Source organism: Actinocorallia aurea, assembly GCF_054783995.1.
On the sequence record NZ_BAAGPQ010000038.1, the window covers coordinates 333,635 to 357,713 of the forward strand.

23 protein-coding genes and 1 tRNA gene are annotated in these 24,079 nt (G+C 71.0%); 17 read left to right on the forward strand and 7 right to left on the reverse strand.

Translation table 11 applies throughout. The annotated features are described in order from the left end of the window. Positions 1-47: 47 nt before the first annotated feature. A complete protein-coding gene (gene pyk / locus ACYVOM_RS39835; protein ID WP_460308815.1) occupies positions 48-1,475 on the forward strand; it encodes a pyruvate kinase in 1,428 nt (475 codons plus the stop codon). A 186-nt stretch (positions 1,476-1,661) separates the two neighbouring features. Here pyk and ACYVOM_RS39840 read toward each other — a convergent pair. Continuing rightward, positions 1,662-1,738: transfer RNA gene (locus tag ACYVOM_RS39840), tRNA-Leu, on the reverse strand. Positions 1,739-1,822: 84 nt separating this feature from the next. Between ACYVOM_RS39840 and ACYVOM_RS39845 the strand changes: the two genes are divergently transcribed. Then, positions 1,823-2,428: an ANTAR domain-containing response regulator gene (locus ACYVOM_RS39845; RefSeq protein ID WP_460308816.1), complete on the forward strand. Its 606-nt coding sequence runs from the start codon at positions 1,823-1,825 to the stop codon at positions 2,426-2,428. 6 nt (positions 2,429-2,434) lie between these two features. On the opposite strand, the gene ACYVOM_RS39850 is transcribed toward ACYVOM_RS39845, so the two are convergent. Both ACYVOM_RS39850 and ACYVOM_RS39855 read right to left on the reverse strand, forming a co-directional pair. Beyond that, positions 2,435-3,280, reverse strand: coding sequence for a hypothetical protein (locus tag ACYVOM_RS39850; protein WP_460308817.1), 846 nt, complete (start codon positions 3,278-3,280; stop codon positions 2,435-2,437). 38 nt (positions 3,281-3,318) lie between these two features. Further along, entirely contained in the window at positions 3,319-4,239 is a 921-nt protein-coding gene (locus ACYVOM_RS39855; RefSeq protein ID WP_460308818.1) for a LysR family transcriptional regulator, read from the reverse strand. Between the two features lie 82 nt (positions 4,240-4,321). On the opposite strand from ACYVOM_RS39855, the gene ACYVOM_RS39860 reads away from it, so the two are divergent. The 6 genes from ACYVOM_RS39860 (at position 4,322) to ACYVOM_RS39885 (ending at position 10,662) form a co-directional block, all read left to right on the forward strand. Continuing rightward, complete coding sequence (locus ACYVOM_RS39860) at positions 4,322-4,849, forward strand: dihydrodipicolinate synthase family protein (protein ID WP_460308819.1); 528 nt, start codon at positions 4,322-4,324, stop codon at positions 4,847-4,849. Between the two features lie 197 nt (positions 4,850-5,046). Next, positions 5,047-6,342: an ABC transporter substrate-binding protein gene (locus ACYVOM_RS39865; RefSeq protein ID WP_460308820.1), complete on the forward strand. Its 1,296-nt coding sequence runs from the start codon at positions 5,047-5,049 to the stop codon at positions 6,340-6,342. 167 nt (positions 6,343-6,509) lie between these two features. After that, positions 6,510-7,802, forward strand: coding sequence for a branched-chain amino acid ABC transporter permease (locus tag ACYVOM_RS39870; protein WP_460308821.1), 1,293 nt, complete (start codon positions 6,510-6,512; stop codon positions 7,800-7,802). 10 nt (positions 7,803-7,812) lie between these two features. Then, complete coding sequence (locus ACYVOM_RS39875; protein WP_460308822.1) at positions 7,813-8,814, forward strand: branched-chain amino acid ABC transporter permease; 1,002 nt, start codon at positions 7,813-7,815, stop codon at positions 8,812-8,814. After that, positions 8,804-9,790: an ABC transporter ATP-binding protein gene (locus tag ACYVOM_RS39880; protein ID WP_460308823.1), complete on the forward strand. Its 987-nt coding sequence runs from the start codon at positions 8,804-8,806 to the stop codon at positions 9,788-9,790. The genes ACYVOM_RS39875 and ACYVOM_RS39880 overlap by 11 nt, the downstream gene beginning before the upstream one ends. After that, a complete protein-coding gene (locus ACYVOM_RS39885) occupies positions 9,787-10,662 on the forward strand; it encodes an ABC transporter ATP-binding protein (RefSeq protein WP_460308824.1) in 876 nt (291 codons plus the stop codon). The genes ACYVOM_RS39880 and ACYVOM_RS39885 overlap by 4 nt, the downstream gene beginning before the upstream one ends. 70 nt (positions 10,663-10,732) lie before the next feature. Here the strand turns inward: ACYVOM_RS39885 and ACYVOM_RS39890 are convergent, their stop codons facing one another. Both ACYVOM_RS39890 and polA read right to left on the reverse strand, forming a co-directional pair. Then, the gene (locus ACYVOM_RS39890; protein WP_460308825.1) at positions 10,733-11,926 is read right to left on the reverse strand and encodes a cytochrome P450; all 1,194 of its coding nucleotides are present in this window, start codon (positions 11,924-11,926) and stop codon (positions 10,733-10,735) included. A 370-nt stretch (positions 11,927-12,296) separates the two neighbouring features. Further along, positions 12,297-14,975 (reverse strand): DNA polymerase I, encoded by a 2,679-nt coding sequence (gene polA, locus ACYVOM_RS39895; RefSeq protein WP_460308826.1) that lies wholly within the window; start codon positions 14,973-14,975, stop codon positions 12,297-12,299. A gap of 68 nt (positions 14,976-15,043) precedes the next feature. Between polA and ACYVOM_RS39900 the strand changes: the two genes are divergently transcribed. After that, positions 15,044-15,466 carry a hotdog fold thioesterase gene (locus ACYVOM_RS39900; RefSeq protein ID WP_460308827.1) on the forward strand — a complete coding sequence of 141 codons (423 nt, stop codon included), beginning with the start codon at positions 15,044-15,046 and terminating at the stop codon, positions 15,464-15,466. A gap of 19 nt (positions 15,467-15,485) precedes the next feature. Here the strand turns inward: ACYVOM_RS39900 and ACYVOM_RS39905 are convergent, their stop codons facing one another. Then, positions 15,486-16,259 (reverse strand): serine hydrolase, encoded by a 774-nt coding sequence (locus ACYVOM_RS39905; RefSeq protein WP_460308828.1) that lies wholly within the window; start codon positions 16,257-16,259, stop codon positions 15,486-15,488. A gap of 139 nt (positions 16,260-16,398) precedes the next feature. Between ACYVOM_RS39905 and ACYVOM_RS39910 the strand changes: the two genes are divergently transcribed. The 8 genes from ACYVOM_RS39910 (at position 16,399) to ACYVOM_RS39945 (ending at position 23,666) form a co-directional block, all read left to right on the forward strand. Then, positions 16,399-17,532, forward strand: coding sequence for an efflux RND transporter periplasmic adaptor subunit (locus tag ACYVOM_RS39910; protein WP_460308829.1), 1,134 nt, complete (start codon positions 16,399-16,401; stop codon positions 17,530-17,532). After that, entirely contained in the window at positions 17,529-18,263 is a 735-nt protein-coding gene (locus ACYVOM_RS39915) for an ABC transporter ATP-binding protein (RefSeq protein ID WP_460308830.1), read from the forward strand. Before ACYVOM_RS39910 ends, ACYVOM_RS39915 begins: the two co-directional genes overlap by 4 nt. Next, positions 18,260-19,525 carry an ABC transporter permease gene (locus tag ACYVOM_RS39920; RefSeq protein WP_460308831.1) on the forward strand — a complete coding sequence of 422 codons (1,266 nt, stop codon included), beginning with the start codon at positions 18,260-18,262 and terminating at the stop codon, positions 19,523-19,525. Before ACYVOM_RS39915 ends, ACYVOM_RS39920 begins: the two co-directional genes overlap by 4 nt. Before the next feature lie 12 nt (positions 19,526-19,537). Further along, the gene (locus tag ACYVOM_RS39925) at positions 19,538-20,152 is read left to right on the forward strand and encodes a hypothetical protein (RefSeq protein WP_460308832.1); all 615 of its coding nucleotides are present in this window, start codon (positions 19,538-19,540) and stop codon (positions 20,150-20,152) included. A 10-nt stretch (positions 20,153-20,162) separates the two neighbouring features. Continuing rightward, a complete protein-coding gene (locus ACYVOM_RS39930) occupies positions 20,163-20,585 on the forward strand; it encodes a hypothetical protein (protein ID WP_460308833.1) in 423 nt (140 codons plus the stop codon). A gap of 5 nt (positions 20,586-20,590) precedes the next feature. Then, complete coding sequence (locus ACYVOM_RS39935) at positions 20,591-21,436, forward strand: efflux RND transporter periplasmic adaptor subunit (protein ID WP_460308834.1); 846 nt, start codon at positions 20,591-20,593, stop codon at positions 21,434-21,436. Positions 21,437-21,498: 62 nt separating this feature from the next. Further along, on the forward strand, positions 21,499-22,038 hold the full coding sequence (locus ACYVOM_RS39940; RefSeq protein ID WP_460308835.1) for a hypothetical protein: 540 nt from the start codon (positions 21,499-21,501) through the stop codon (positions 22,036-22,038). A 20-nt stretch (positions 22,039-22,058) separates the two neighbouring features. Beyond that, positions 22,059-23,666: a CocE/NonD family hydrolase gene (locus ACYVOM_RS39945; protein ID WP_460308836.1), complete on the forward strand. Its 1,608-nt coding sequence runs from the start codon at positions 22,059-22,061 to the stop codon at positions 23,664-23,666. Positions 23,667-23,672: 6 nt separating this feature from the next. On the opposite strand, the gene ACYVOM_RS39950 is transcribed toward ACYVOM_RS39945, so the two are convergent. Further along, positions 23,673-23,999, reverse strand: a complete 327-nt coding sequence (locus ACYVOM_RS39950; RefSeq protein WP_460308837.1) for a PLDc N-terminal domain-containing protein — start codon at positions 23,997-23,999, stop codon at positions 23,673-23,675. Positions 24,000-24,079: the final 80 nt, after the last annotated feature.

The window sequence follows — 24,079 nt, forward strand, 5'->3', positions numbered from 1 at the left end:
GCAGGTGTTTTACACCTACTGCCCGGTAACTACCTAGGGTGTATTCCGTGAGTCGTCGAGCGAAGATAGTCAGCACCATCGGACCGGCGTGTTCCAGCCGCGAGCAGATCCAGGCCCTCGTCGAGGCCGGGATCGACGTGGCCCGGCTGAACATGTCCCACGGAAGCCACGAGCAGCACGAAGAGGTCTACCGCTTCCTGCGCGACGCGGCAGAGGCCACCGGACGCGGAGTCGGCATCCTCGCCGACCTCCAGGGGCCCAAGATCCGCCTCGGGCGGTTCCCCGACGGCCCGGTACGCCTCAACGTGGGCGACGAGTTCACGATCACCACCGAGGAGGTGCCGGGCTCCCGCAAGGAGGTCTCCACGACCTACAAGGGACTGCCCGGCGACGTCTCCGAGGGCGACTACGTCCTCGTCGACGACGGCAAGGTCTCCCTCAAGGTGCTCGGCGTCGAAGGCGCCCGCGTGCGCACCGAGGTCGTCGTCGGCGGCATGGTGTCCGACAACAAGGGCCTCAACCTCCCCGGCGTGGCCGTCAGCGTGCCCGCCCTCACCCCCAAGGACGAGGCCGACCTGCGCTGGGCGCTGCGCATCGGCGTCGACATGGTCGCGCTGTCGTTCGTCCGGGGCGCCGCGGACGCGCAGGAGTGCTACCGGATCATGGACGAGGAGGGCGTCCGCGTCCCCCTCATCGCCAAGATCGAGAAGCCGCAGGCCGTCGCGGCGCTCCCCGAGATCGTCGACGCCTTCGACTGCATCATGGTCGCGCGCGGCGACCTCGGCGTGGAGCTGCCGCTGGAGCAGGTCCCGATCGTGCAGAAGCGCGCCATCGAACTGGCCCGCGACAAGGCCCACCCGGTGATCGTCGCGACCCAGATGCTGGAGTCGATGATCAGCGCCCCGCGCCCCACCCGGGCCGAGGCCAGCGACGTCGCCAACGCCATCTTCGACGGCGCGGACGCCGTCATGCTGTCGGGCGAGACCGCGGTCGGCCAGTACCCGATCGAGGCCGTCGAGACGATGTCGCGCATCGCCGCCGCCGCCGAAGAGGCGCACCTCTACGCCGCCCACTCCCTGGACCGCAAGCCCACCACGACGGGCGGCGCCATCGCCCGCGCGGCCGCCGAGGTCGGCGCCATCGTCGGCGCCAAGGCCCTCGTCGCCTTCACCATGTCCGGCGAGACCGCCCGCCGCCTCGCCCGCTACCGCAGCCCCATCCCCCTCCTCGCCTTCACCGAGGTGGAGCGGGTCCGCAGCCGCCTGGCCGTCACCTGGGGCGTCGAGACCTTCCTCGTCCCCCACGTCGACCACACCGACGAAATGGTCGCCCAGGTGGAGCAGGCCCTCCTGGAACTGGGCCGCTGCCAGAAGGGCGACAAGGTGGTCATCGTCGCCGGTTCCCCTCCCGGCACCACCGGCTCCACCAACGCCCTCCGAGTCCACCGCATCGGCGACGCCATCGCCCACCGGTGACAGCCGTGCCAGAACCGCCGCCCACCCCCGGCGGCGGTTCTCGCCTTTCATCGGCCGGGTGCCGACGCGGCAGCCCCTCCGGTCGGGGGACTCATGGCCGCCCGGGGGCGACCCCAGAGGTGCGCGCGGAGGGGTCCGGCGAGCAAAAGGAAAACCGCCGCGTCCCCGGGGGAGCGGCGGTTCTCGTGGTGCCTCGGGTGGGAGTCGAACCCACAACAAACGGGTTTTGAATCCGTCTCCTCTGCCAATTGGGATACCGAGGCGGGTGTCAGGCGGGTCGGGCATGTCCGGCACCGGGGTCTAGCCGACCCGGGACAGGCACCAGGGTACAGGTTCCCGGTAGTCTCATGCGCGTGAGCGAGAGTGCCAAGCGAGTTGTCATCGCCGAAGACGAGGCCCTTATCCGGCTCGACCTCAAGGAGATGCTGGAGGAGGACGGCTACCTTGTGGTGGGGGAGGCCGGGGACGGGGAGACGGCTGTGAAGCTCGCTTCGGAGCTGCGCCCCGATCTGGTCATCCTTGACGTGAAGATGCCGATCCTGGACGGCATCTCGGCCGCGGAGCGGATCGCGGGGGAGCGGGTGGCCCCGGTGGTCATGCTGACGGCCTTCTCCCAGCGGGAGCTCGTCGAGCGGGCGCGCAGCGCCGGGGCGATGGCCTACCTGGTGAAGCCGTTCACCAAGGCCGATCTGGTGCCGGCGATCGAGATGGCCGTGTCCCGGTACGACGAGATCCGCCAGCTGGAGTCCGAGGTGACCACGTTGAAGGACCGCCTGGAGACCCGGAAGGTCGTGGATCGCGCCAAAGGCCGCCTGCAGTCCCAGCACGGCTGGACGGAGCCGGAGGCCTTCCGCTGGATCCAGAAGACGTCGATGGACCGCAGGCTGACGATGCGCAAGGTCGCCGAGGCGGTCCTGGACACCCCTGATCAGCCGGAGTCCGCCGAAGGCTGAGCGGGATCAGGAGATCCCGCAGTTCGCGAGCATGTAAGCCTCGATGGTCTTGCGGATGTCCCCGCCGGAGGTGAACTGGAGCCTGTGGGGTTCGGCGTCGCCGACCCGGGCCTGCACCGAGTACAGGTGCGAGGTCTTGGCTTCGGCGAACGAGTGCGGGTCGCAGCGGGTGGGCCGCAGCCCCAGCAGCACCCGCACGGGTCCGCCGCCGGCCGGGATCGCGATCGGCGCGGCGGGCGAGAGGACGCGGACGCTGTGGTGGGCGTTCCCGTCGACTTCGGTGAGGGTGACGGGCAGGGTGCGGCCGGGCCGGGGCGTGACGGTCATCTCGACGGTGAGCTCGTCGCCCTTGACGGTGGCGGCGGTGAATCCGACGTCGATGGCCCGGGACACGACCTGGGAGTTGCAGTCCTCGCGGTGGATCCGGGTGAGGATCGGGTCCGGATGCGGAAGCGGTAGGCGAATCCTCCGGATCTTCCCGTCGAGGACGATGTGGGCCACCGCCTGCACGGCCTGCACCTCGGGCACCGGCCCGTCCGGGCAGACCGCGTGTCCGTAGGGGACGGCCAGGTCGAGCCGCTCGGTGTGCGGCACGACGGTGTCGAGGGCGGTGGCGTCGAGGGTCTCGAAGGACGGCGATTCCAGCCGCACGTCGCGGAACCGGACCGGCGTCGCGCTGTCGTTGCGGACGGCGACGAGGAGTTCCTGCCGGACGAGGTTGAGCCGGAACTGCGCGACCGTGGCCGAGAGCCCGGCGGGCACGGGGGCGTCCTCGGGAGGCCCCCCGCCGCATCCGGCCGGGGCGGCGACGGTGACGACGGTGAGGAGCAGTGCTGCGAGGCGCCTTCCCATGACGGCACCCTAAGCCGGTAGAGCGGGGTTGGGAAGGTTCAGGAGTGGCCGATGGCGGGTGCGGGGACGGCGTTGCGCAGGGCGGTCAGGACCGCGCTGATCGCGGGCCGCCGGGCCGCGCCGCGCCGCCAGACGGCGTAGATGCGGCGGGTGAGGACCGGCCGCAGCCCGACGACGCTCACATCGTCGGGGACGGGGACGGGACCGCGCCCGAGCCGGGGCAGGATGCCGCAGCACAGTCCGGCGCCGACGTAGGCCATCTGGGTGGCGTACTCCCCGGCCATGTACTCGATGTGCGGTTCGATGCCCGCGGAGCGCAGGGTGTGGGTGAGCCAGTCGTAGCAGATGGAGTCCCGCGTCGAGGTCACCCAGCTCTCCTCGGAGAGGTCTCTGAGGCTGACGAACTCGCGGTCGGCGAGGGGGTGGCGGGACGGCAGCATGATGTCGGCGATGTCGTCGCAGATGAGGCCGCGGGCGAGGTCGGAGGGCACCGACAGGGGCCGGTTGCTCCAGTCCTGGCTGATGGCGAGGTCGAGGTCGCCGCGGGAGACGCGCAGCATGCCCTCGGCGGGGTCCTCTTCGCTGACCGAGACGTGCAGGTCGGGGTAGCGTTCGCGGACCTCGCGCATGGCGGCGAGGGCCAGCCCGCGCATGGCGGTGGGGAACGCGGCCATGGCCAGCCGCCCCATGACGATGCCGCGGTGCGCCTCCAGTTCGGCGCCGGCCTGTTCGACGAGGATGAGGATGCGGCCGGCGTGGTCGGCGAGCAGGAGGGCCGCCTCGGTGAGGCGGATGCCGCGGCCGTTCTTCTCCAGGAGGGTCTGGCCGGTCTCGCGTTCGAGCTTGGTGAGCTGCTGGGAGACCGCGGAGCTGGTGACGTGGAGGGCGTCGGCGGCGGCGCCGACGGAGCCCAGACGGGACACGGCGTGGAGGGTGCGGAGCCGTTCGAGGTCGAGCATTCCCTCAGTAAAGCGACGCTAACGAGTACTGGCAAGCACTATTCGCTTTTCCTTAAGCGAGACTCCGGAGATCATTGCTTGCATGACGGAAATAGCGCTCATCACCCCCTTCACCCCGTCCGGCGAACTGGACCTGGAGTCGCTGTCCCGCCTGGCCGGCAACGCCGTCGCGAACGGTGCGACGCGCCTTCTCGCCCTGACCGCTCTCGGCGAGGCGGCCCGGCTCGGCGTCGCCGAGCAGCGCGAGGTGCTCCGCACCCTGCGGGAGGTCGCCGGGCCGGGCGGCGCCCAGGTCGTGGCGCATCTGACGGCCCTCACCTCCCGGCACGCGGCCGACCTCGCCGCCGCCCTGGCCCCCCATGCCGACGTTCTGGTCGTGGCCGCCCCTGAGCGCCACCGTGCCGCGATCACGGCGAGCGCCGCCGCCGCGGCGCCGGGGGTGGCGGTGACGGCCGCGGAGGCCCTCTCGGGGATCGACGTCTCGGAGATCGCCTGCGTGAAGGGCGTCCTGGTGGGGCAGGGTCTGATCGCCTCGGCCCGCACCCGGCTGCCGCTCACGGCGGCGGAGCGGCTCGCGCCCGAGGCGGCCGCGGAGAGGGTGCCTACATGAAAAGTTGAGTTTGGGGTGTTAAATGCCTGTTTCGGCTTTATTCGGTAGGTCGCTAACTGGTCACGACTCGGCATCACGACGCGCCAGACACCTGCGGTGTCTAGCGCGGGCGTCCGTAGTTCAGTACGTTGCGGCCATTCCGTTCCCACCGAAGCGGGTCATGCCCCCCGCATGGCGCTCGATGAAGGAGACCGTGCATGAAACGCGCAGTTCCCGTGATGCGACTGCTCGCTGTCGCCAGTGCGGCCAGCCTGGTGCTGGCGGCCTGCGGCGGCGGTGACGACGAGGGAGACGCCGGCGCTTCTCCGAGCGCTGCCACCAACACCGGTGACGGCACCCTCACGATCGGCTCGATCCTGCCCCAGACCGGCAGCCTCGCCTTCCTCGGCCCGCCGGAGTTCGCCGGCGTCGACCTCGCCGCCAAGGAGATCAACGCGGCCGGCGGCGTCCTGGGCAAGCCCGTCACCATCACGCACAAGGACTCCGGCGACGCCACCACGGACACCGCGTCCAAGTCCGTGGACTCGCTCCTGCAGGCCAAGGCCGACGCGATCGTCGGCGCCGCCTCCTCGGGTGTGTCGCTGACCGTGATCGACAAGATCACCAACGCCGGCGTGGTGCAGTTCTCCCCGGCGAACACCTCCGACCAGCTGTCGACCTACGACGACAAGGGTCTGTACTTCCGGACCGCGCCGCCGGACAAGCTCCAGGGCCGCGTCCTCGCCGACACGATCGCCGAGGACGGCAACGAGAAGGTCTACATCCTGAACCGCCAGGACTCCTACGGCACGGGCCTGGCCGGTGCCATCAAGACCAACCTGGAGAGCGGCGGTGTCGAGGTCGTCGGCACCAAGGAGTACGACGAGGGCGCCCAGGAGTTCTCCGCCGAGGTCTCCGACGTCAAGGCCAAGGCCCCGGACGCGATCGCGCTGGTCACGTTCGAGGAGATCACCAAGATCGGCCCCGAGCTGATCAAGCAGGGTCTCGGCCCGGACAAGGTCAAGTGGTACTTCGTCGACGGCAACCTGTCGGACCAGAGCGCCGCGGCCGCCAAGAAGTCCGGCACCGAGCCGGCCTTCAAGGAGGGGCAGCTCAAGGGCGTCAAGGGCACCCTTCCGGGCGCCGCCGCCTCCGATGACTTCAAGAAGAAGCTCCTGGGGATCAACCCCGACCTCTCGGACTACTCGTACGCGCCGGAGTCCTACGACGCCACCAACCTGATCGCCCTGGCCGCCGTCGCGGGCAAGAGCGACGCGGGCGTCGACATCGCCAAGAACCTGGCCGCGGTCAGCAAGGGCGGCGAGAAGTGCAAGGACTTCGCGTCCTGCAAGAAGCTGCTCGACGAGGGCAAGGACATCGACTACGACGGCGTCAGCGGCCCGGTCGAGTTCAACGACAACGGTGACCCGGCAGAGGCCACGATCGGCGTCTACGAGTACCAGACGGACAACACGTACAAGAACGTCAGCTACAAGACCGGCACGATCGACTGATCAGGCTGGTCCGGCGTGAACGATGGGGCTCGGCGGGTTTTCTGATGCCGGGCCCCATTCGTTTTTCTCCTCGCACGAAGACGTCCGCCGACGCTCGTCTTCGCTGAACAACCCCCGTCTCGCCAGAGAGAGAGTCCAGTGCCGTACCCAAAATCTCCAGGAGCGCCATGCGCCGCGCGGTGATCGCCTGTACAGCGGTCATGGGCGCGCTCTTCCTCTTCCTCGGCCTCGGCATGGCCTCCGCCTCCGCGGCGAGTGGGGAAGCGCTCCTTGGCACGCTGAAGAAGAACGGAAGCGAGCCCGTCGCCGGCGTGAAGATCTCGGTCGCCAGCGAGGCCGGCGCGGCGGTCGGCGAGACGACGAGCGACGCCGAGGGCAAGTGGAAGGTCCCGCTGGAAGGCGCGGGTACCTACAAGGTCACCCTGGACACCGCGACGCTGCCGTCCGGGGTGGAGCTGAAGCTCAAGGACCGCGCCACCCTGACCGTCTCGGTCCAGGCCGGCCGTGAGCGCACCGTCCTGTTCATCCTCCAGACGGCCGCCAGCGCCGCCGCCGACCAGAAGGCCGCCGACGAGAACGGCACCTTCACCAAGGTGGCGCAGCTGACGTTCGACGGTTTCAACTACGGCGTCATCATCGCGCTCGCCGCGCTGGGCGTCTCGCTGATCTTCGGCACGACGGGCCTGACGAACTTCGCCCACGGCGAGCTCGTCACGCTCGGCGCCTTCCTGGCACTGGTCCTCAACGTCTCAGGGCTGCCGCTGTGGCTCGCCGCGATCGGATCGGTGTTCCTCTGCGGCGTGTTCGGCTACGTCCAGGACCGATGGCTCTGGGGCAAGCTGCGCAAGCGCGGCATCAGCCTCGTGGTGACGATGATCATCACCATCGGCTTCTCGATGTTCCTGCGCCACCTCTACCTGTTCATCTGGGGCGGCGAGAACCAGGCCTACCGCGACTACACGGGACAGGGCGGCTGGAGCATCGGGCCGATCAACGCGACCCCCAAGTCGCTGGTCGGCATCGGGATCGCGCTGGTCGTCCTCGTCGCCGTCGGGCTCGCGCTGACCTACACCCGGTTCGGCAAGGCCACCCGGGCGGTCGCCGACAACCCGGCGCTCGCCGCGTCGTCCGGCATCAACGTCGAGCAGGTCATCCGGATCGTCTGGACCCTCGGCACCGCCATCGCGGGCCTCGCCGGCGTCATCTTCGCGCTGTCCTACGGGCTCAACTACCGGATGGGCTTCTCGATCCTGCTGCTCATCTTCGCCGGCGTCACGCTCGGCGGACTCGGCACCGCGTTCGGCGCGATGGTCGGCTCGCTCGTCGTCGGGATCTTCCTGCAGCTCTCGACGCTGATCATCCCCGTGGAGTTCAAGTACGCCGGCGCGCTCGCCATCCTGATCCTGGTGCTGATGTTCCGGCCCCAGGGCATCCTCGGCCGCGCAGAGCGAATCGGATAGGGGGCGGCTCATGCATTGGGACAACATTCTCACCCTCACCATCGAGGCGGCGTTCGGCAGCGAGGCGGTCGTCTACGCGCTGCTCGCGCTCGGCCTGAACATCCACTTCGGCTACGCGGGACTGCTCAACTTCGGCCAGGCCGCCTTCGGCGCCATCGGCGCGTACGGCATCGCCGTGTCGGTCTCCTCCTTCGGCGTCCCGTTCTGGTGGTCGCTGCCCATCTCGATCATCGGCGCGGTCCTCCTCGCGCTCCTGCTGGGCATCCCGACCCTGCGGCTGCGCCTCGACTACCTGGCGATCGTGACGATCGCCGCGGCGGAGATCGTCCGGCTGACGTTCAAGTCGGTGAAGCTCCAGGAGTGGTTCGGCGGCACCGACGGCATCCAGCGGTTCGGCGACAGCTTCTTCGCCGCGAACCCCTACGGCGGCGACGTCAACCTGAACCTCGGCTTCATCACCCTCGGGTTCAGCAAGAACGACATGTGGGTCATCACCATCGGCTGGATCCTGGTGGGCCTGGTCGTCCTGCTCACCTGGGCGCTCATGCGCAGTCCGTGGGGCCGGGTGCTGAAGGCGATCCGCGAGGACGAGGACGCCGTGCGCAGCCTCGGCAAGAGCGTCTTCTCCTACAAGATGCAGGCCCTGGTCCTCGGCGGTGTGATCGGCGCGTTCAGCGGCATGATCTTCGCGCTGAGCCGGCAGTCGGTGCAGGCCGACAACTACGGCACCGAGTTCACCTTCTTCGCCTACACGATCGTCATCCTCGGCGGCGCGGCCCGGGTGTTCGGCCCGGTCGTCGGCTCGATGATCTTCTGGGTCCTGCTGGTGTTCGTCCGCGAGGTCCTGGACAGCGCCGTCAACGCGGACATAATCCCCGAATCCATCCTGACGGTGAACCAGACCGGCGCCGTCGTGCTCATGCTGGTGGGTCTCGGCCTGATGCTCTTGCTCATCTTCCGACCGCAGGGCATCTTCGGAGACAAGAGGGAGATGATGCTCGATGGCCGCTGACCTTCCCGGAAAGGCGCTCGCCAAGGACCACCGCGCGGTCGCGCTGGAGGCGTTCTCCGGCCTGGCGAGCGACCCAGGCGTGCCCAAGCCCGACCCGATCCTGGTCGCCGACGGCGTGCAGCGCCACTTCGGCGGCCTGACCGCCGTGGACGTCGCGCACATGGAGATCCAGCGCGGCTCCATCACCGCGCTCATCGGGCCGAACGGCGCGGGCAAGAGCACGTTCTTCAACTGCCTCACCGGCTTCGACAAGGGCTCGACCGGCACCCGGTTCTTCTACCCCGAGGGCGATCGGGGCGGGGTGCCGATCCACGCCAAGGCGCCGCACACCATCGCCCGCCTCGGCATGGTGCGCACCTTCCAGCTGACCAAGGCGCTGTCGAAGCTGACGGTCATGGAGAACATGCGGCTGGGCGCGCAGAACCAGAGGGGCGAGAACTTCTTCCGCGCCCTGGTCCCGAGCACCTGGCGCGGCCAGGAGGCGGAGAACACCGCGCGGGCCGAGGCGCTGCTGGAACGCTTCAAGCTGCTGGCCAAGAAGGACGACTTCGCGGCGAGCATGTCCGGCGGCCAGCGCAAGCTGCTGGAGATGGCGCGGGCGCTCATGGTCGAGCCGGAACTCGTCATGCTGGACGAGCCGATGGCCGGCGTGAACCCCGCTCTGGTGCAGTCGCTGCTCCAGCACGTGAAGAGCCTGCGCGACGACGGCATGACCGTGATGTTCGTGGAGCACGACATGGACGTCGTCCGCGACATCGCCGACTGGGTGATCGTCATGGCCCAGGGCGTGGTGATCGCCGAAGGCTCACCGGACACGATCATGTCCGACGAGAGGGTCATCGACGCCTACCTCGGCGCCCACCACGACGTGGCGCTCACCGAGGAGGAGGAGCTGGCCCAGGTCGCCGCCGCGGAGGCCGAACTGGAGGCCGAGGCGCAGGACGCCGAGCACGAGGACGAGGAGCAGCGGCCGTGACCGAGCAGAATGACGAGTTCCGCCGCGAGGTGCTCTCCGACGACGCGCCCGCGGCGGCGGAGCAGGCCGCGCCCGCCGAGCCCGTCGAGGAGCCGGAGGGGGAGTCCCCGACCGAGGTCGTCGACCGCTCGGAGCACCTGGCCGCGGCCGAGGGCGCGCTGCTGCGCACCGACGAGCTCGTCGCCGGGTACCTCCCCGGGGTCAACATCATCACCGGCGTCGACTTCTACGTGAAGCAGGGCGAACTCGTCGGCATCATCGGCCCGAACGGCGCAGGGAAGTCGACGCTGCTGAAGGCCCTGTTCGGCCTGGTGCAGGTGCGCGGCGGCTCGGTGACGCTCAAGGGCGAGGACATCACCGGGATGAAGGCGCACGATCTGGTCAAGCGCGGGGTCGGTTTCGTCCCGCAGACCGAGAACGTGTTCCCGAGCCTGTCCATCGAGGAGAACCTCGAAATGGGCTGCTTCCAGAACCCGAAGCTGTTCAAGGAGCGGTTCGCGTTCGTCGCCGAGCTGTTCCCGGCCCTGGCCGACCGGCGCAAGCAGCGGGCCGGCTCCCTGTCGGGCGGCGAGCGGCAGATGGTGGCGATGGCCCGCGCCCTGATGACCGACCCGTCGGTCCTGCTGCTGGACGAGCCCTCCGCGGGCCTGTCCCCCAAGCTCCAGGACCTCGTCTTCGTCCAGGCCCGGCACATCAACCGCGCCGGCGTCACGATCATCATGGTCGAGCAGAACGCCCGCCGCTGCCTGCAGATCTGCCACCGCGGCTACGTCCTCGACCAAGGCCGCAACGCCTACACCGCCTCAGGCCGAGACCTCGCCAACGACCCCAAGGTCATCGAGCTCTACCTGGGCACCCTCTCCCGGGCCTGACGACCCATCTGACCGACCCCCCCGACCGACGGCGCCGGAACCCCCGGCGCCGTCGGCGTCCCCGGCGCGTTCAGTCCACGTCGCCGTCGAGCCGCGCCCAGGTGAGGGGGAGGGTGTCCAGGCCCAGGAGGCCGAAGGTGTGTTCCCGGGCGGCCTGGGGGTGGGGGAGGGCGTAGGCGGGGATGGCCTGGTGCCATTCCTCCAGGGCGATGCGGAGTTCGGCGCGGGCCAGGTGCGAGCCGAGGCAGCGGTGGGGGCCCGCGGCGAAGCCCAGGTGGCGGTTGGGGGAGCGCCGGAGGTCGACGGTGGCGGCGTCGGGGAAGGCGGCGGGGTCGCGGTTGGCCGCGGGGAGGGGGAGCATCACCATGTCGCCCTTCTTCATCGGGCAGCCGGCGAACTCGGTGTCGCGGGTGAGCTTCCGCCCGGGCAGGACCACGGGGTAGGCGCGCAGGAACTCCTCGACGGCGGACGGGATGAGGTCGGGCTCGTCCCGGAGCGCCTGCTGGTCGGCGGGGTGCGCGGCGAGATGCCAGACGGCGTAGGACAGCTGCGACGTCACGGTGTCCAGGCCGGCCATGAAGAGCAGGAGGCAGAACGCCAGGAGGTCGTCGTCGGGGATGGGCGCGCCGTCGAGCCTCCAGGTGAGGGCGTCGTCGAGGAGGCCGCCGCGCCCGCCGGAGCCGGGGTTCGCGCGGCGTTCGGCGATGAGCTCGGCGAACATCCCGGTCACCTCGCCCATCGCGGCCATGCGTCCCGGGTTGGTCGCGGGCGGGCCGTGCAGGATGGTCCGCGCCCACGTCAGGAACTCCTCGAGCCGCTCGACGGGCAGGCCCATCAGCTCAAGGAAGATCACCGACGGGAAGGGCGTCGCGAAGTCCGAGACGAAGTCGCACTCGCCGCGGTCGGCGAGGGTCCGGACCAGGGTCCGGCAGTGCTCGCGCACCCGCGGCTCGCGCGCCTTCACGGCGGCCGGGGTGAAGTGCGGCGCCAGCAGCCGCCGCCATCCGGTGTGCTCGGGCGGGTCCAGCATCTCCGGGATCCACCGGTACCGCGGTTCCGGATCCAGCGCGTTCACCGCCGCGCTGGAGAACACCTCGGGATCCTGGAACGCCGCCTGGATGTCCGCGTACCGCGTGAGCACCCAGAACCCCTTGCCCCAGGTGGAGTAGAACGCGTCCTGCGTCTCGCGCAGCGCGTCGAACACCCCGGCGCCCGTGCCGACCGGGCAGTCGCCCGCCAACGGACTGAACTCGATCTCCTGCATGCGCCGCCACTCCCGGGGGGATCACGTCTGCGAGACGGTCACATGCTCGCAGGCGCACCCGCCGACAGCCACCCCTGAGAATTACTTCCCCCGTGAATCCCCGTTCCGGCCGGACCGGAGCGCGGCGCTCGGTGTTCAACGTCCGGTGTTCGGTGCCCGGGGTCAGGTGTCGGGGGAGAAGGCCCAGGGCCTGGAAGCCTTTGGGACCGCAAGTTCATGCGTTTTCTACTCGGCGTTCCAGGCCCGTTGCCCCAACGGTAGCGACAGGTGTGGAGAGGCGCAAAGGCGGTGACGCAAGGGTGATGTGCGACACGCGGAAAAAGAGCGGACGGTGACGGCCGGGGCCCGTGCGGGGCCCCGGCGGTGACGGTCAGTGCGCCGCGTCGAACCAGGTGCGGCCCGTGCCCATGGAGACCTGAAGGGGGGCGCGCAGCGAGTAGGCGCCGTCCATCTGGGTGCGCACCAGCTCCTGGAGCGCCTCGCGCTCGCCCGGGGCGACCTCGAAGATGAGTTCGTCGTGCACCTGGAGCAGCATCCGCGAGGTCAGGCCGGACGAGCGCAGCGCCTTGTCGACCCGGATCATCGCGACCTTGATGATGTCGGCGGCCGACCCCTGGATGGGGGCGTTCAGCGCCATCCGCTCGGCCATCTCGCGGCGCTGGCGGTTGTCGGAGTTGAGGTCGGGCAGGTAGCGGCGGCGGCCGAGGATGGTCTCGGTGTAGCCGTCGCGGCGGGCGTCGGCGACGACCTCGGCGAGGTAGTCGCGCACGCCGCCGAACACCTCGAAGTACTCCTCCTTGAGGCCCTTGGCCTCGCCGGGGGAGATGCGCAGCTGCTGGGACAGGCCGAACTCCGACAGACCGTAGGCCAGGCCGTAGTTCATCGCCTTGATCTTGCTGCGCAGCTCCGGGGTGACGCTGCCGGGCTCGACGGAGAACACCTTGGACGCGGTGATGGTGTGGAAGTCCGCGCCGGAGGCGAACGCCTCGATCAGCGCCTCGTCGCCCGAGAGATGGGCCATGATGCGCAGTTCGATCTGGCTGTAGTCGGCCGTCAGCAGGCACTCGTAGCCGGGGCCGACGGTGAACGCCGAACGGATCTGGCGGCCCTCGTCGGTGCGGGTCGGGATGTTCTGCACGTTCGGGTCCGTGGACGACAGGCGTCCGGTGGCCGCGACGGTCTGGTTGAAGGTGGTGTGGATGCGGCCGGTCTCGTCGGCGAGCGGCATCAGCGAGTCCACGATGGACTTCAGCTTCGACACCTCGCGCCAGCGCAGGATGCGCTCCAGGACGGGGTGGCCGTTCTTCTCCAGCAGGCCGGTGAGGGCCTCGGAGTCGGTGGTGTAGCCCGTCTTGGTGCGCTTGGTCTTCGGCAGGCCGAGCTCGTCGAACAGGACCTGCTGGACCTGCTTGGGGGAGCCGAGGTTGAACTCGTGGCCGACGGCGTCGAACGCGTTCTGCTCGACCTCCTTGGCCTGCCCGCCGAGCGAGGCCGAAAGGTTCGCGAGGTGGTCGTGGTCGATGGCGATGCCCGCGCGCTCCATGCCCGACAGGATCGGCACCAGCGGCTGCTCCAGCTCGACCAGCAGCCGGGCCGCGCCGCGCCGCTCCAGCTCGCCGTCGAGGGCCTCGGCGAGGTCCACGACCGCGCGGGCGCGCACGGCGAGCTCCTGCGCCGCGTCGTCCTCGTCGGACCCGTCGAGGGTGAGCTGGCCGGTCGACTCGGCCTCCTCGCGCAGCTCGCGGTGCAGGAAGCGCAGGACCTGCTCGCCGAGCTCGTAGGAGCGCTGGTCCGGCGCGACGAGGTAGGACGCGAGACCGGTGTCGGTGACCCCGGCCAGGGTGAGGCCGCGGGCGGCGAAGGCGAGACCGGGCCCCTTGGCGTCGTGCACGGTCTTGGGCTTGGCGGGATCGGCGAGCCAGGCGGCGAAGGCCTGCTCGTCCTGCGGCTCCAGGGCGGCGGGGTCGAAGTGGACGGCGGCGCCGCCCTCGTCGGCGATGGCGACCGCGGTGACGTCGCCGGTGCCGCGGCCCCAGCGCCCGGCGACCGCGACGCCGACGCGGCCCGTGCGCGCCGCCAGCCAGTCGCCCAGCGCGCCGGGGGCGAGGTCGGCGAGCTCGACGGTGAAGCCCTCCTCGGCCTCGACCACGTTCTCGGAGATGGTGTTGAACAGCCGCTCGCGCAGCTCGCCGCGGAACTCCAGGGTGTCCAGCAGGGCCTGGATCTCGGCGCGCTCCCAGTCGCCGACGGTGAGGTCGGCCGGGTCGCAGTCGAGTTCGACGGCGGTGTCCAGCTTGTTGATCTGCTGGTTGCGGATCACCTCGCCGAGGTGCTCGCGCAGGCTGTCGCCGGCCTTGCCCTTGATCTCGTCGACCCGGGTGATGAGGTTGTCGAGGCCGTCGTAGGCGGCGAGCCACTTGGCGGCGGTCTTGGGGCCGACGCCGGGCACACCGGGCAGGTTGTCGCTGGTCTCCCCGACGAGCGCGGCCAGCTCCCGGTACCGCTGCGGCGTGACCCCGTACTTGGCCTCGACGGCCTCCGGATCCATCCGGGCCAGCACCGAGACGCCCTTGACGGGGTAGAGCACGGTGGTGTTGCCGTCGACGAGCTGGAAGGCGTCCCGGTCGCCGGTGACGATCAGGGTGCGCATCCCCTCGGCGGACGCCCGCGTGGCCAGGGTGGCGATGAGGTCGTCGGCCTCGAAGCCGGCGACCGACAGGTGCCGGATGCGCAGCGCGTCGAGCATCTCGTGGATCAGCTGGACCTGGCTGCGGAACTCGTCCGGCGTCTTGGCCCGGCCCGCCTTGTACTCGTCGTAGGCGGTGTGGCGGAACGTCGGCTCGGACCTGTCGAAGCAGACCGCCACGTGGGTCGGCTTCTCGTCCCGCAGCACGTTCACCAGCATCGAGGTGAACCCGAACACCGCGTTCGTGTGCTGCCCCGTGGTCGTCGAGAAGTTCTCCACCGGAAGCGCGTAGAACGCCCGGTACGCCAGGGAGTGCCCGTCGAGCAGGAGCAGGGTCTGAGGGGTCGGTTCCGCAGTAGCCACAGGCAGAGCTTAGTCTCGGGCGGTGACAGTTTCCGGCAAGAGCCGGAACCGAGCGGCGGGAGTGCGCGGTGGATCCTGAGACCACTGGGTCGTTGGCGGCCTTCTTCGCCAGGGGCGGCGGCGACCTGGGCGACAAGATGGGGATCGAGATCCTTGAGGCGTCGGCCGAGAAGGTCGTCGGGAAGATGCCCGTGAAGGGCAACACGCAGCCTTACGGGCTGCTGCACGGGGGCGCGTCGGTGGTCCTGGCCGAGACGCTGGGGTCGGTCGGGTCGGCGCTGCACGCGGGCGAGGGGCGCATAGCGGTCGGGATCGAGATCAGCGCGACGCACCACAGGTCGGCGACCGAGGGCTTCGTCACCGGGGTGGCGACCAAGGTCCACGGCGGCCGGAGCCTCGCGACCTACGAGATCGTGATCACCGACGACGCGGGCCGCCGCGTCTGCACCTCGCGGCTCAGCTGCATGCTCCGCGACGCCCCGCAGGGCTGACCGGAACGCTCCACGCCCGCTAGGGCAGCCCCCGGGCCACGGCGCGCGCGACGTGCTCGACCGTGGTGACCCCCTCGGCCATCGACGTGCTCCGCTCGGAGAGCACCGCGATGACGTAGTCGTGTCCGTGGCCCGTGATCCGGCCCACGCTGTTGACGGTCCACAGGCCGCCGTGGACGGGCCGCGGCAGCCAGCCGTTCTTGAGCGCCACCTCGTCGCCGTCCTTCGCGGCGGCGCTCACGCCCCACGCCTGGCTCGCGGTGACGTCGCCCATGAGGCGGAGCGCGTACGCGCGGCTGCTTCTGGTGAGCCTGCTCGTCCGCGACACCAGCGCGGTGAGGAGCCGGACCTGGTCGGCGGCGCTCGTCGTGGTCGCGCCCCAGGCGGAGGACGGCGTCGTCTGGGTGAGGCCGAGCCTTCGGTTGGCCGCGCCGAGGCCGGACGCCCCGCCGACCGAGGCGAACAGCGACGAGGCCGAGGCGTTGTCGCTGAGCGTGATCATGTTCTCGGCGAGGGACTCCTCCCCGGACGTCAGCGCGCGGCCCGCGTCCTGGGCGCGCAGCAGCAGGGCCTCCAGGATGTCCAGTTTGACTGTGCTCGCGGTCGCCGTGCGGATCTTGGGGCGGTAGGTGTAGCTCCGGCCCGTCTCCAGGTCGGTGACCGACGCCGAGACGGTGCCGGAGCGGTCGGCGAGGTAGGCGTTCAGCTTGGCCGTGAGGGCGGCCGCCGGCGCGTTCGTTCCCGTCACCTGTCCCAGGGCGAGCACCGCCGACAGCAGGATGGGCGGAATCATGCCGAGGACGATCGCGTACCCGGATGAGTCGTTTCTTAACCCGAAATCAGACGTTGGATGAGTTCGAACCGGTGGATCTCATCTGACTCTCACCCGGGGATCACCGTCGGCCCAGACGGCTTCGCCAGCCTCGGGCACCATGAAATCCCTCATCAAGCGCCGGGCCGTCGTGGTCAACGGCACGCTGGGCGTGCTGCTGGCCGGCGGTGTGGGCGTCGCCTATCTCTCCCTCGGGGATGGAGCGCTGTTCGGCGAGGACGAGCCGGCCGCCTCGACGACGCGGACCGTGACCGTCTCGCGCGGCGACCTGACGGCGTCGGTGTCGGCGTCCGGCTCGGTGGAGAGCGCCAAGTCCAGCGCGCTGTCCTTCTCCGGCTCCGGCACCGTGGACGAGATCTACGTGAAGGTCGGGGAGAAGGTCTCGAAGGGCGAGAAGCTCGCCGCCCTCGACCAGACCGAGGCCCTGGAGAACCTTGAGGCGGCCCAGGCCGACCTCGCGGTCGCGGCCGACGGAGACACCGACTCAACCCAGGGCTACGCGCAGTACGTCCAGGCCAAGAACTCCGTGCAGAGCGCGCAGCGGGCCCTCGACGGCACCATCATCTACGCGCCCTTCAAGGGCACGATCACCGCGGTGAACGGCGAGGAGGGCGGCTCGTCGTCGGGCTCGTCCGGCTCCTCCAGCGGGGCGACCGGTTCGGCGACCTCCTCCTCCGGCTTCATCGAGCTGGCCAACCCGAGCAAGCTCAAGGTCGAGGGCAGCTTCACCGAGTCCGACACGACGGAGATGAAGGTCGGCCAGAGCGCGAGCGTCACGTTCAACGCGCTGAGCGGGGTCACCGCCGAGGGCAAGGTCACCGCGATCGACACCGAGCCCACCACGACCAACAACGTGGTGTCGTTCTCCGTGACGATCACGCTGACCTCCAAGCCGGCCAAGGTCCGCATCGGCCAGACCTCGACGGTCACCGTCACCACCTCCGAGGCCAAGGACGTGCTGTACGTCCCGACCACGGCGATCAGCACCGCGGGCGGCCAGAGCACGGTGACCGTGGTCGAGAACGGCAAGACGTCGGTCGTCACCGTCGAGACCGGCGTCGCCGGCGCCTCGGGCACCGAGATCAAGTCGGGCGTGGAGGAGGGCGATACCGTCCAGGTGACCACGACGACCGGCACCAGCGGCTCCACCACGGGCGGCTTTCCCGGCGGCGGCGGTTTCCCGGGTGGAGGCGGCTTCCCCGGCGGCGGTTTCGGCGGCGGTGGCGGCCGATGACACCCCCCGTCCTCGACGTCCGGGGCGTCACCAAGGTCTACGGAGAGGGCGAGACGACCGTGCACGCGCTGCGCGGCGTCACCCTCCGGGTCGAGCGCGGCGACTACGTGGCGATCATGGGCCAGTCCGGCTCCGGCAAGTCCACGCTGATGAACATCCTCGGCTGCCTCGACATCCCGACCGCGGGCCGCTACCTGCTCGACGGCACGGACGTGGGCTCGCTCCAGGAGGCGCAGCTCTCCATCCTGCGCAACCGCAAGATCGGCTTCATCTTCCAGTCGTTCAACCTCATCCCCCGCATGAGCGCCCTCGCCAACGTCGAGCTGCCCCTGGCCTACGGCGGCGTGAAGAACGGCGAGCGACGCCGTCGCGCCCTGGCCGCCCTGGAGATGGTCGGCCTCGCCGACCGCGTCGGGCACGAGCCGAACGAGCTGTCCGGCGGCCAGCAGCAGCGCGTGGCGGTCGCCCGCGCCCTGGCCACGTCGCCGTCGCTGCTCCTCGCCGACGAGCCGACCGGCAACCTCGACACCCGCTCGACCCAGGACGTCCTGGACATCCTCGACCGGCTGTCGTCCAGCGGCCGGACCATCGCCCTCATCACGCACGAGGACGAGGTCGCGGCACGCGCCAAGCGCGTCCTGAAGCTCGTCGACGGCGACATCATCGAGGACCGGCGGCAGGCGCCCGTCCAGGGCCCGCCGCCCGCCCTCCTGGCCGGAGGAGCCCGGTGAAGTTCTTCGAGATCCTCAAGTTCGCCCTGCGGGGCCTCGGCGCGAACAAGATGCGCAGCGGCCTGACCACGCTCGGCATCCTCATCGGCGTCGCGTCGGTGATCGTGCTCCTGGCGGTCGGCAACGGCTCGTCGCAGGCGGTGCGCGACAGCATCAGCTCGCTCGGCGCGGGCTCCCTCACCGTCTCGTCCTCCACGACGGGCCGCGGCGGCGGCGGTGGCGGCGGCTTCCCCGGGATGGGCGGCGGCCAGTCGACGTCCAGCGGGCCGCGCACCCAGGCCAAGGACCTCACCATCGACGACGCCAACGCGCTCGTCGACCCGCAGAAGGCGCCGAACGTCGAGAGCTCCTCCCCGGTGGTGAACGCCAGCTCCGTCACCACCACCTACGGGACGACGAGCCACGACATCAGCCAGTTCATCGGCACCTACCCCGGCTACTTCAAGGCCTCCAACAAGAACCTCGCCAAGGGCGGGCTGTTCACCAAGGAGCAGGTCGACTCCCGCGCCAAGGTGGTCATCATCGGCCAGACCGTCGCCGAGGAGCTGTTCGGCACCGTCGAGCCTGTCGGCGCGAAGGTCAGCGTCGACGGCACCGCCTTCACCGTCGTCGGCGTGCTGAAGGAGGCGGGCTCGTCCTCGACGAGCTTCCAGGACGCCGACGACGTCGCCATCGCGCCGATCACCGCGGTCCAGGGCAACCTCACCAGCTACGGCGAGCTCAGCCAGATCGTCGTGCAGGCCAAGAGCGCCGACGTGGTCGACGCCGCCCAGGAGGAGATCACCGAGATCCTGAACGAGCGGCACGAGATCACCGACACCGCGGACTTCACCGTCTACAACCAGGCCTCCGCACAGGACGCCGCCTCGGAGTCGAACGAGACCTTCACGGTCCTGCTCGGCGCGGTCGCGGCGATCAGCCTCCTGGTCGGCGGCATCGGCGTCACCAACATCATGCTCGTCACCGTCACCGAGCGGACCCGCGAGATCGGCATCCGCAAGGCCATCGGCGCGCCCAAGGGCGCGATCCTCGGCCAGTTCGTCGCCGAGGCGACGATCCTGTCCGTGCTCGGCGGTGTCCTCGGCGTCGTCGTCGGGGTGGTGGGCAGCCAGTTCGAGATCGTCGGCGTGCAGCCCGTGATCATGCCCTGGTCGATCGGCCTCGCGCTCGGCGTCTCGGTCGTCATCGGCCTGTTCTTCGGCAGCTACCCCGCCAACCGCGCGGCCAACCTGCGGCCCATCGAGGCCCTGCGACACGAGTAGAAGGACGGATCCATGAGCAAGGAACGACGCGCGGGCGGGGCCGACCCGGCCGCGACCCGGACCGACGGCGTGCCCGTCTCCGCGGGCGGCACCGCCACGGACGTCCTGGAGGACAGCCCGTTCGAGGGCGATCTGGGCGCCGAGCTGCGGGCCGAGCCCGCCCGGCCCAAGCCGGGGCCGGCGACCTACCTCGTTGCGGGGATCATCGCGGTCGCCGGGTTCATCGGCGGCGTCCAGGCGCACAAGACCTGGGGCACCGAGGAGGCGTCGACGGGCGGGTTCCCGTCGATGGCGTCCGGGCAGCGCTCGGGCAACGGCAGCGGCGGCGGCTTCGGCGGTGGCTTCGGCGGCGGGGTCACCTCCGGCACCGTCGAGAAGGTCAAGGACGGGGTGATCACCCTCAAGACGTCCGACGGCGAGTCCGTCGAGGTCAAGACCGGTGACGACACCCAGATCACCCTCAGCGAGGACGGCGACGCCAAGGACCTGAAGTCCGGCACGAGCGTCGTCGTCATGGGCGAGACCGGCGACGACGGCACGGTCACCGCGACGTCCGTCAGCGAGGGGTCCGGCACGTCCGGGTTCCCCGGCGGCGGTGGCGGCATGCAGGCACCCAGCGGAAACTAGGAGACCCCCCATGAAGAAGATCGTGCGCATCGCCGGCGGCCTCGCGCTGGCCGGAGTCCTCGCCCTCACCGCGGCCTGCGGCGGGGACGACGCGGCCTCGGACGGCGGGAACCAGAACGGCGGGGACTTCTCCGCCTTCCAGGAGTGCCTGGAGGAGAAGGGCGTCTCCCTGCCGCAGGGCGGCGGCTTCGGCGGTGGCGGCGGCCAGCGTCCCTCGGGCGCGCCGACCGGCATGCCCTCCGGCCGGCCCACCGACCGGCCGAGCGGGCAGCCGACCGGCCGGCCCACCGGCATGCCGTCGATGTCGTCCGAGCAGCAGGCGGCGATGCAGGAGTGCGGCTCGCTCATGCCGCAGGGCGGCGGCGGCTTCCCCGGCGGGGGCCAGGGCGGCGGTCAGGGCGGCCAAGGCGGCGGCGGACAGAACGGCAGTTGAGGACCATGAAGTTCGACAAGACGACGGCCGCCGCGCTCGGCGTGGCGGGCGTCCTGCTCGCGGGCGGCCTCACCGGCTGCTCCAGCGACGACGGCGCGGACGCCGCGGAGCCCGCGGCCTCCGCGGCGCCCCAGGCGACCGGACCCGCGGCCGACACGACGGACGGGACGGTCTCGGCCTCCGGGACCGTCGAGAGCGCCCGCGTCAAGGAGCTCTCCTTCGTGACGGGCGGCATCATCACCGACGTCAACGTGAAGGCGGGCAAGAAGGTCGCCAAGGGCGCCCTGCTGGCCACCGTGGACTCGACGGTCCCGACCGAGACGGTGAACGCCGCCTACACCTCCTACGTGGCGGCGCAGGACAGCTACGCCGACGCCGAGAAGGACCAGAAGAAGCGGCTGTACGCCTCGATGATCGAGGCGCGCAACACCTACCGCAAGGCCCAGCGGGCGCTCGACGGCACCAAGATCTACGCGCCGTTCTCCGGCACGGTCACCTCGGTGACGGCCACCGTCGACGCCGAGGCGCAGTCGGGCTCGGCCCTGATCACGCTGACCGACATGAAGGACCTGCGGGTCACCGCGGACTTCACCGAGGCCGACGCGACGGTGCTCAAGACGGGCCAGAAGGCGACCATCGCCTTCGACTCCCTCGGCAAGACCGTCAAGGGCAAGGTGACGACGGTCTGGCCGACCCCGGTCGGCTCCGAGAGCTCGACCGCGATGGGCGGCGGCTTCCAGGCGTCGTCGACCGACGTGGTGCGCTACACGGTCCTGGTGTCGCTGTCGTCGCTGCCCGCGAAGATCCGGACCGGCCTGCCGGTCACGGTGGAGGTCAGGACCAAGGGCTGATCTCATGGATCTCTCATCGGACGCTCACCGATCACCCAGACGGCGGTTCGATGCTGCGACCCATGTCCGAGCCCATCAGCCCGCAGGAACTGCTGGAGACGTCGCCTTACGAGGAGACTCTTGAGGAGGCCCTCGCCGCCCATCCGCCCCGGGCCAGGCCGCCGATGGCGACCCTCGTCCTCGGGGCGGGTGTGGTGCTCGTCGCCGGCTTCATCGGCGGCGTCCACGCGGACAAGCGGTGGGGCCGCGACGACACGTCCACCACCGCCCAGGGCTTCCCCGGACGGGGCGGCAACGGCCAACGCGGCGGCGTCCAAGGCGGCCTTCCGGGCGGCGCCCAGTTCCCGGGCGGCGGCCAGGGCTTCCCCGGCGGCGGCTTCCCGGGCGGCGGCTTCGGCGGCGGCGACGTCACCACGGGCACCGTCGGCAAGGTCTCCGGCGACACCGTCGAGGTCAAGACCGCCGACGGCCAGACCGTCAAGGTGGAGATCGGCGACCAGACGACGGTCACCACCACGAAGGACGGCACCGTGAAGGACCTCAAGCCGGGCGTCACCGTCATCGTCCGCGGCGATCAGATCACGGTGCGGCCGCAGCAGTGACCCGCGGCTAGGCTCGCGCCATGCCGCTCCTCAGCCGGGTCGCCTCCCGGGTCCTCGGGCTGCCGCCCGCGCTCACCCGCGACGTCGAGGTGCGCCGGAGCGTGCCCGTGCCCGGCTTCGACGGCGCGGTGCTCCTCGCCGACGTCTACCTGCCCCGCCGGGTGCCGAACGCCCCGACCGTCCTCGTGCGCAGCCCCTACGGGCGGCGCGGGTGGGTCGCGCAGGCGACGGCGTGGCCGTTCGCCGAGCGGGGCTACCAGGTCGTCGTCCAGGCCGTGCGCGGCACCGACGGCTCGGGCGGCTCCTTCGACCCGTTCGACGAGCGCGGCGACGGCCTCGCGGCGCTGGACTGGCTGGAGGGGCGGCCCTGGTGGAACGGCCGCACCGTGACGTTCGGGCCCAGCTACCTCGGCCTCGCGCAGTGGGCCATCGCCGCGGAGGCGGGCGGGCGGCTCTCGGCGATCGCGCCCTTTGCCAGCGCCTCGCAGTTCCGCGACCAGACCTACCTCGGCGAGGCGTTCACGCTGCGCGGCAGCCTGTCCTGGGCGGCGGGCATGGCACGGCGGACCGGGGCCGTGCGAGGAGGGCGGCTCGGGGCGGCCCGGAGGCTGGCCCGGGCCTACGCGACGCTTCCGCTGGAGCGGGCCGACGAGGCCGCCGTGGGCGTGCCGATCGACTGGTACCGCCGGTGGCTGGCGCACGCCGAGCCCGGCGACGCCTACTGGACGGACGCGCGCGACCACCGCGCCACGGTCGCGGCCGTGCGGGCGCCGGCGACCCTCGTCACGGGGTGGCACGACATCTTCCTCATGAGCCAGCTCGCCGACCACGCGGCGCTCGTCGCGGCGGGCCGGGCGCCCCGGCTGACGATCGGGCCGTGGCGGCACACCGACCCCGCCCTGTTCGGGGCCGCCGCCCGCGACGCCCTCGACTGGTTCGGCGCGCACCTGCGCGGCCTGCCCCCCGAGGGCGACCCTGTGCGGCTCCACCTCCAGGGCGCGGACGAGTGGCGCGGCTACGCCTCCTGGCCGCCGCCCGCCGAGACCCGGGCCTTCCACCTCCACGCGGACGGCACCCTGCGCGAGGAACCCCCGGCCGGATCCGAGTCCTCGGCCTTCACCTATGACCCCTCGGACCCGACCCCGGGCGCGGGCGGCCCGCTGCTCGGCTCCGGCGGCGGCCCGCGCGACCAGCGCGCCGTCGAGGCCCGCGACGACGTCCTGGTCTTCACCTCGCCGCCACTGGCCCGGGACCTCGACGTCGCGGGCCCGGTCCGCGCCCGGATCCTGCTGTGCGCCGACACCGCGTCCACCGACCTGCTCGTCCGCGTCTGCGACGTCGACCGCGCGGGCCGCTCCACGGGCGTCTGCGACGGCCTGCGCAGGCTCGTCCTCGACGGTCCCGGCCCGCACGAGATCGAGGTCGAGCTGTGGCCGACGGCCTACCGCTTCCGCGCGGGCCACCGGGTGCGGGTGCACGTGGCGGGCGGATCCCATCCCCGCTTCTCCCGCAACCCCGGCACGGGCGAGCCCCTCGGCACGGCGACCCGGCTGGTCCGCCAGCGTCACGAGATCCGGCACACCGCCGAGCACCCCTCGGCGGTGCTGCTGCCCGTCATCGCGGGCTGAGCGGCCTCAGGAGTCGTCGCCCTGCTGCTGCTCGCGGGCGCGCCGCCGCTGCTCCTCCACGCGCGCCTGGAGGCCGCGCAGGAACTCCTCGTCGTCATCGGGCGCGGTGACGGCGGCCGGCGCGGGCCGCCGCAGCAGCTCCCACGGCGGGCGCGGCCTGCCGAACAGCAGCCACAGGATCGAGCCGACGTCGACGACGAGGAGGACGAGGACGAACCAGAAGAGCTTCGGAAGGTTCCTGGTCTCTTGCGCGTCGGTGGTGAGGACGTCGAAGATGCAGAAGATCCAGAACGCGAGCAGGATCAGCCCGCCGCCACCGAAGAGCAGAGCCATGGGTGTCGTCCTTTCCGAAGACGGGTCGGTGAAACGGTAGTCGAACCCGAGGCGTCCGGTGGGCGTCTGACGGGTACCGG

Coding starts and splice junctions, on each gene's coding strand:
- ACYVOM_RS39845 (WP_460308816.1), top strand. CDS start 1,823: ATGCGCGTGAGCGAGAGTGCCAAGCGAGTTGTCATCGCCGAAGACGAG.
- ACYVOM_RS39950 (WP_460308837.1), bottom strand. CDS start 23,999: ATGGCTCTGCTCTTCGGTGGCGGCGGGCTGATCCTGCTCGCGTTCTGG.
- ACYVOM_RS39930 (WP_460308833.1), top strand. CDS start 20,163: ATGAAGAAGATCGTGCGCATCGCCGGCGGCCTCGCGCTGGCCGGAGTC.
- ACYVOM_RS39925 (WP_460308832.1), top strand. CDS start 19,538: ATGAGCAAGGAACGACGCGCGGGCGGGGCCGACCCGGCCGCGACCCGG.
- ACYVOM_RS39850 (WP_460308817.1), bottom strand. CDS start 3,280: ATGGGAAGGCGCCTCGCAGCACTGCTCCTCACCGTCGTCACCGTCGCC.
- ACYVOM_RS39890 (WP_460308825.1), bottom strand. CDS start 11,926: ATGCAGGAGATCGAGTTCAGTCCGTTGGCGGGCGACTGCCCGGTCGGC.
- ACYVOM_RS39935 (WP_460308834.1), top strand. CDS start 20,591: ATGAAGTTCGACAAGACGACGGCCGCCGCGCTCGGCGTGGCGGGCGTC.
- ACYVOM_RS39915 (WP_460308830.1), top strand. CDS start 17,529: ATGACACCCCCCGTCCTCGACGTCCGGGGCGTCACCAAGGTCTACGGA.
- ACYVOM_RS39945 (WP_460308836.1), top strand. CDS start 22,059: ATGCCGCTCCTCAGCCGGGTCGCCTCCCGGGTCCTCGGGCTGCCGCCC.
- ACYVOM_RS39855 (WP_460308818.1), bottom strand. CDS start 4,239: ATGCTCGACCTCGAACGGCTCCGCACCCTCCACGCCGTGTCCCGTCTG.
- ACYVOM_RS39905 (WP_460308828.1), bottom strand. CDS start 16,259: ATGATTCCGCCCATCCTGCTGTCGGCGGTGCTCGCCCTGGGACAGGTG.
- ACYVOM_RS39910 (WP_460308829.1), top strand. CDS start 16,399: ATGAAATCCCTCATCAAGCGCCGGGCCGTCGTGGTCAACGGCACGCTG.
- ACYVOM_RS39865 (WP_460308820.1), top strand. CDS start 5,047: ATGAAACGCGCAGTTCCCGTGATGCGACTGCTCGCTGTCGCCAGTGCG.
- ACYVOM_RS39875 (WP_460308822.1), top strand. CDS start 7,813: ATGCATTGGGACAACATTCTCACCCTCACCATCGAGGCGGCGTTCGGC.
- ACYVOM_RS39940 (WP_460308835.1), top strand. CDS start 21,499: ATGTCCGAGCCCATCAGCCCGCAGGAACTGCTGGAGACGTCGCCTTAC.
- ACYVOM_RS39880 (WP_460308823.1), top strand. CDS start 8,804: ATGGCCGCTGACCTTCCCGGAAAGGCGCTCGCCAAGGACCACCGCGCG.
- ACYVOM_RS39860 (WP_460308819.1), top strand. CDS start 4,322: ATGACGGAAATAGCGCTCATCACCCCCTTCACCCCGTCCGGCGAACTG.
- ACYVOM_RS39870 (WP_460308821.1), top strand. CDS start 6,510: ATGCGCCGCGCGGTGATCGCCTGTACAGCGGTCATGGGCGCGCTCTTC.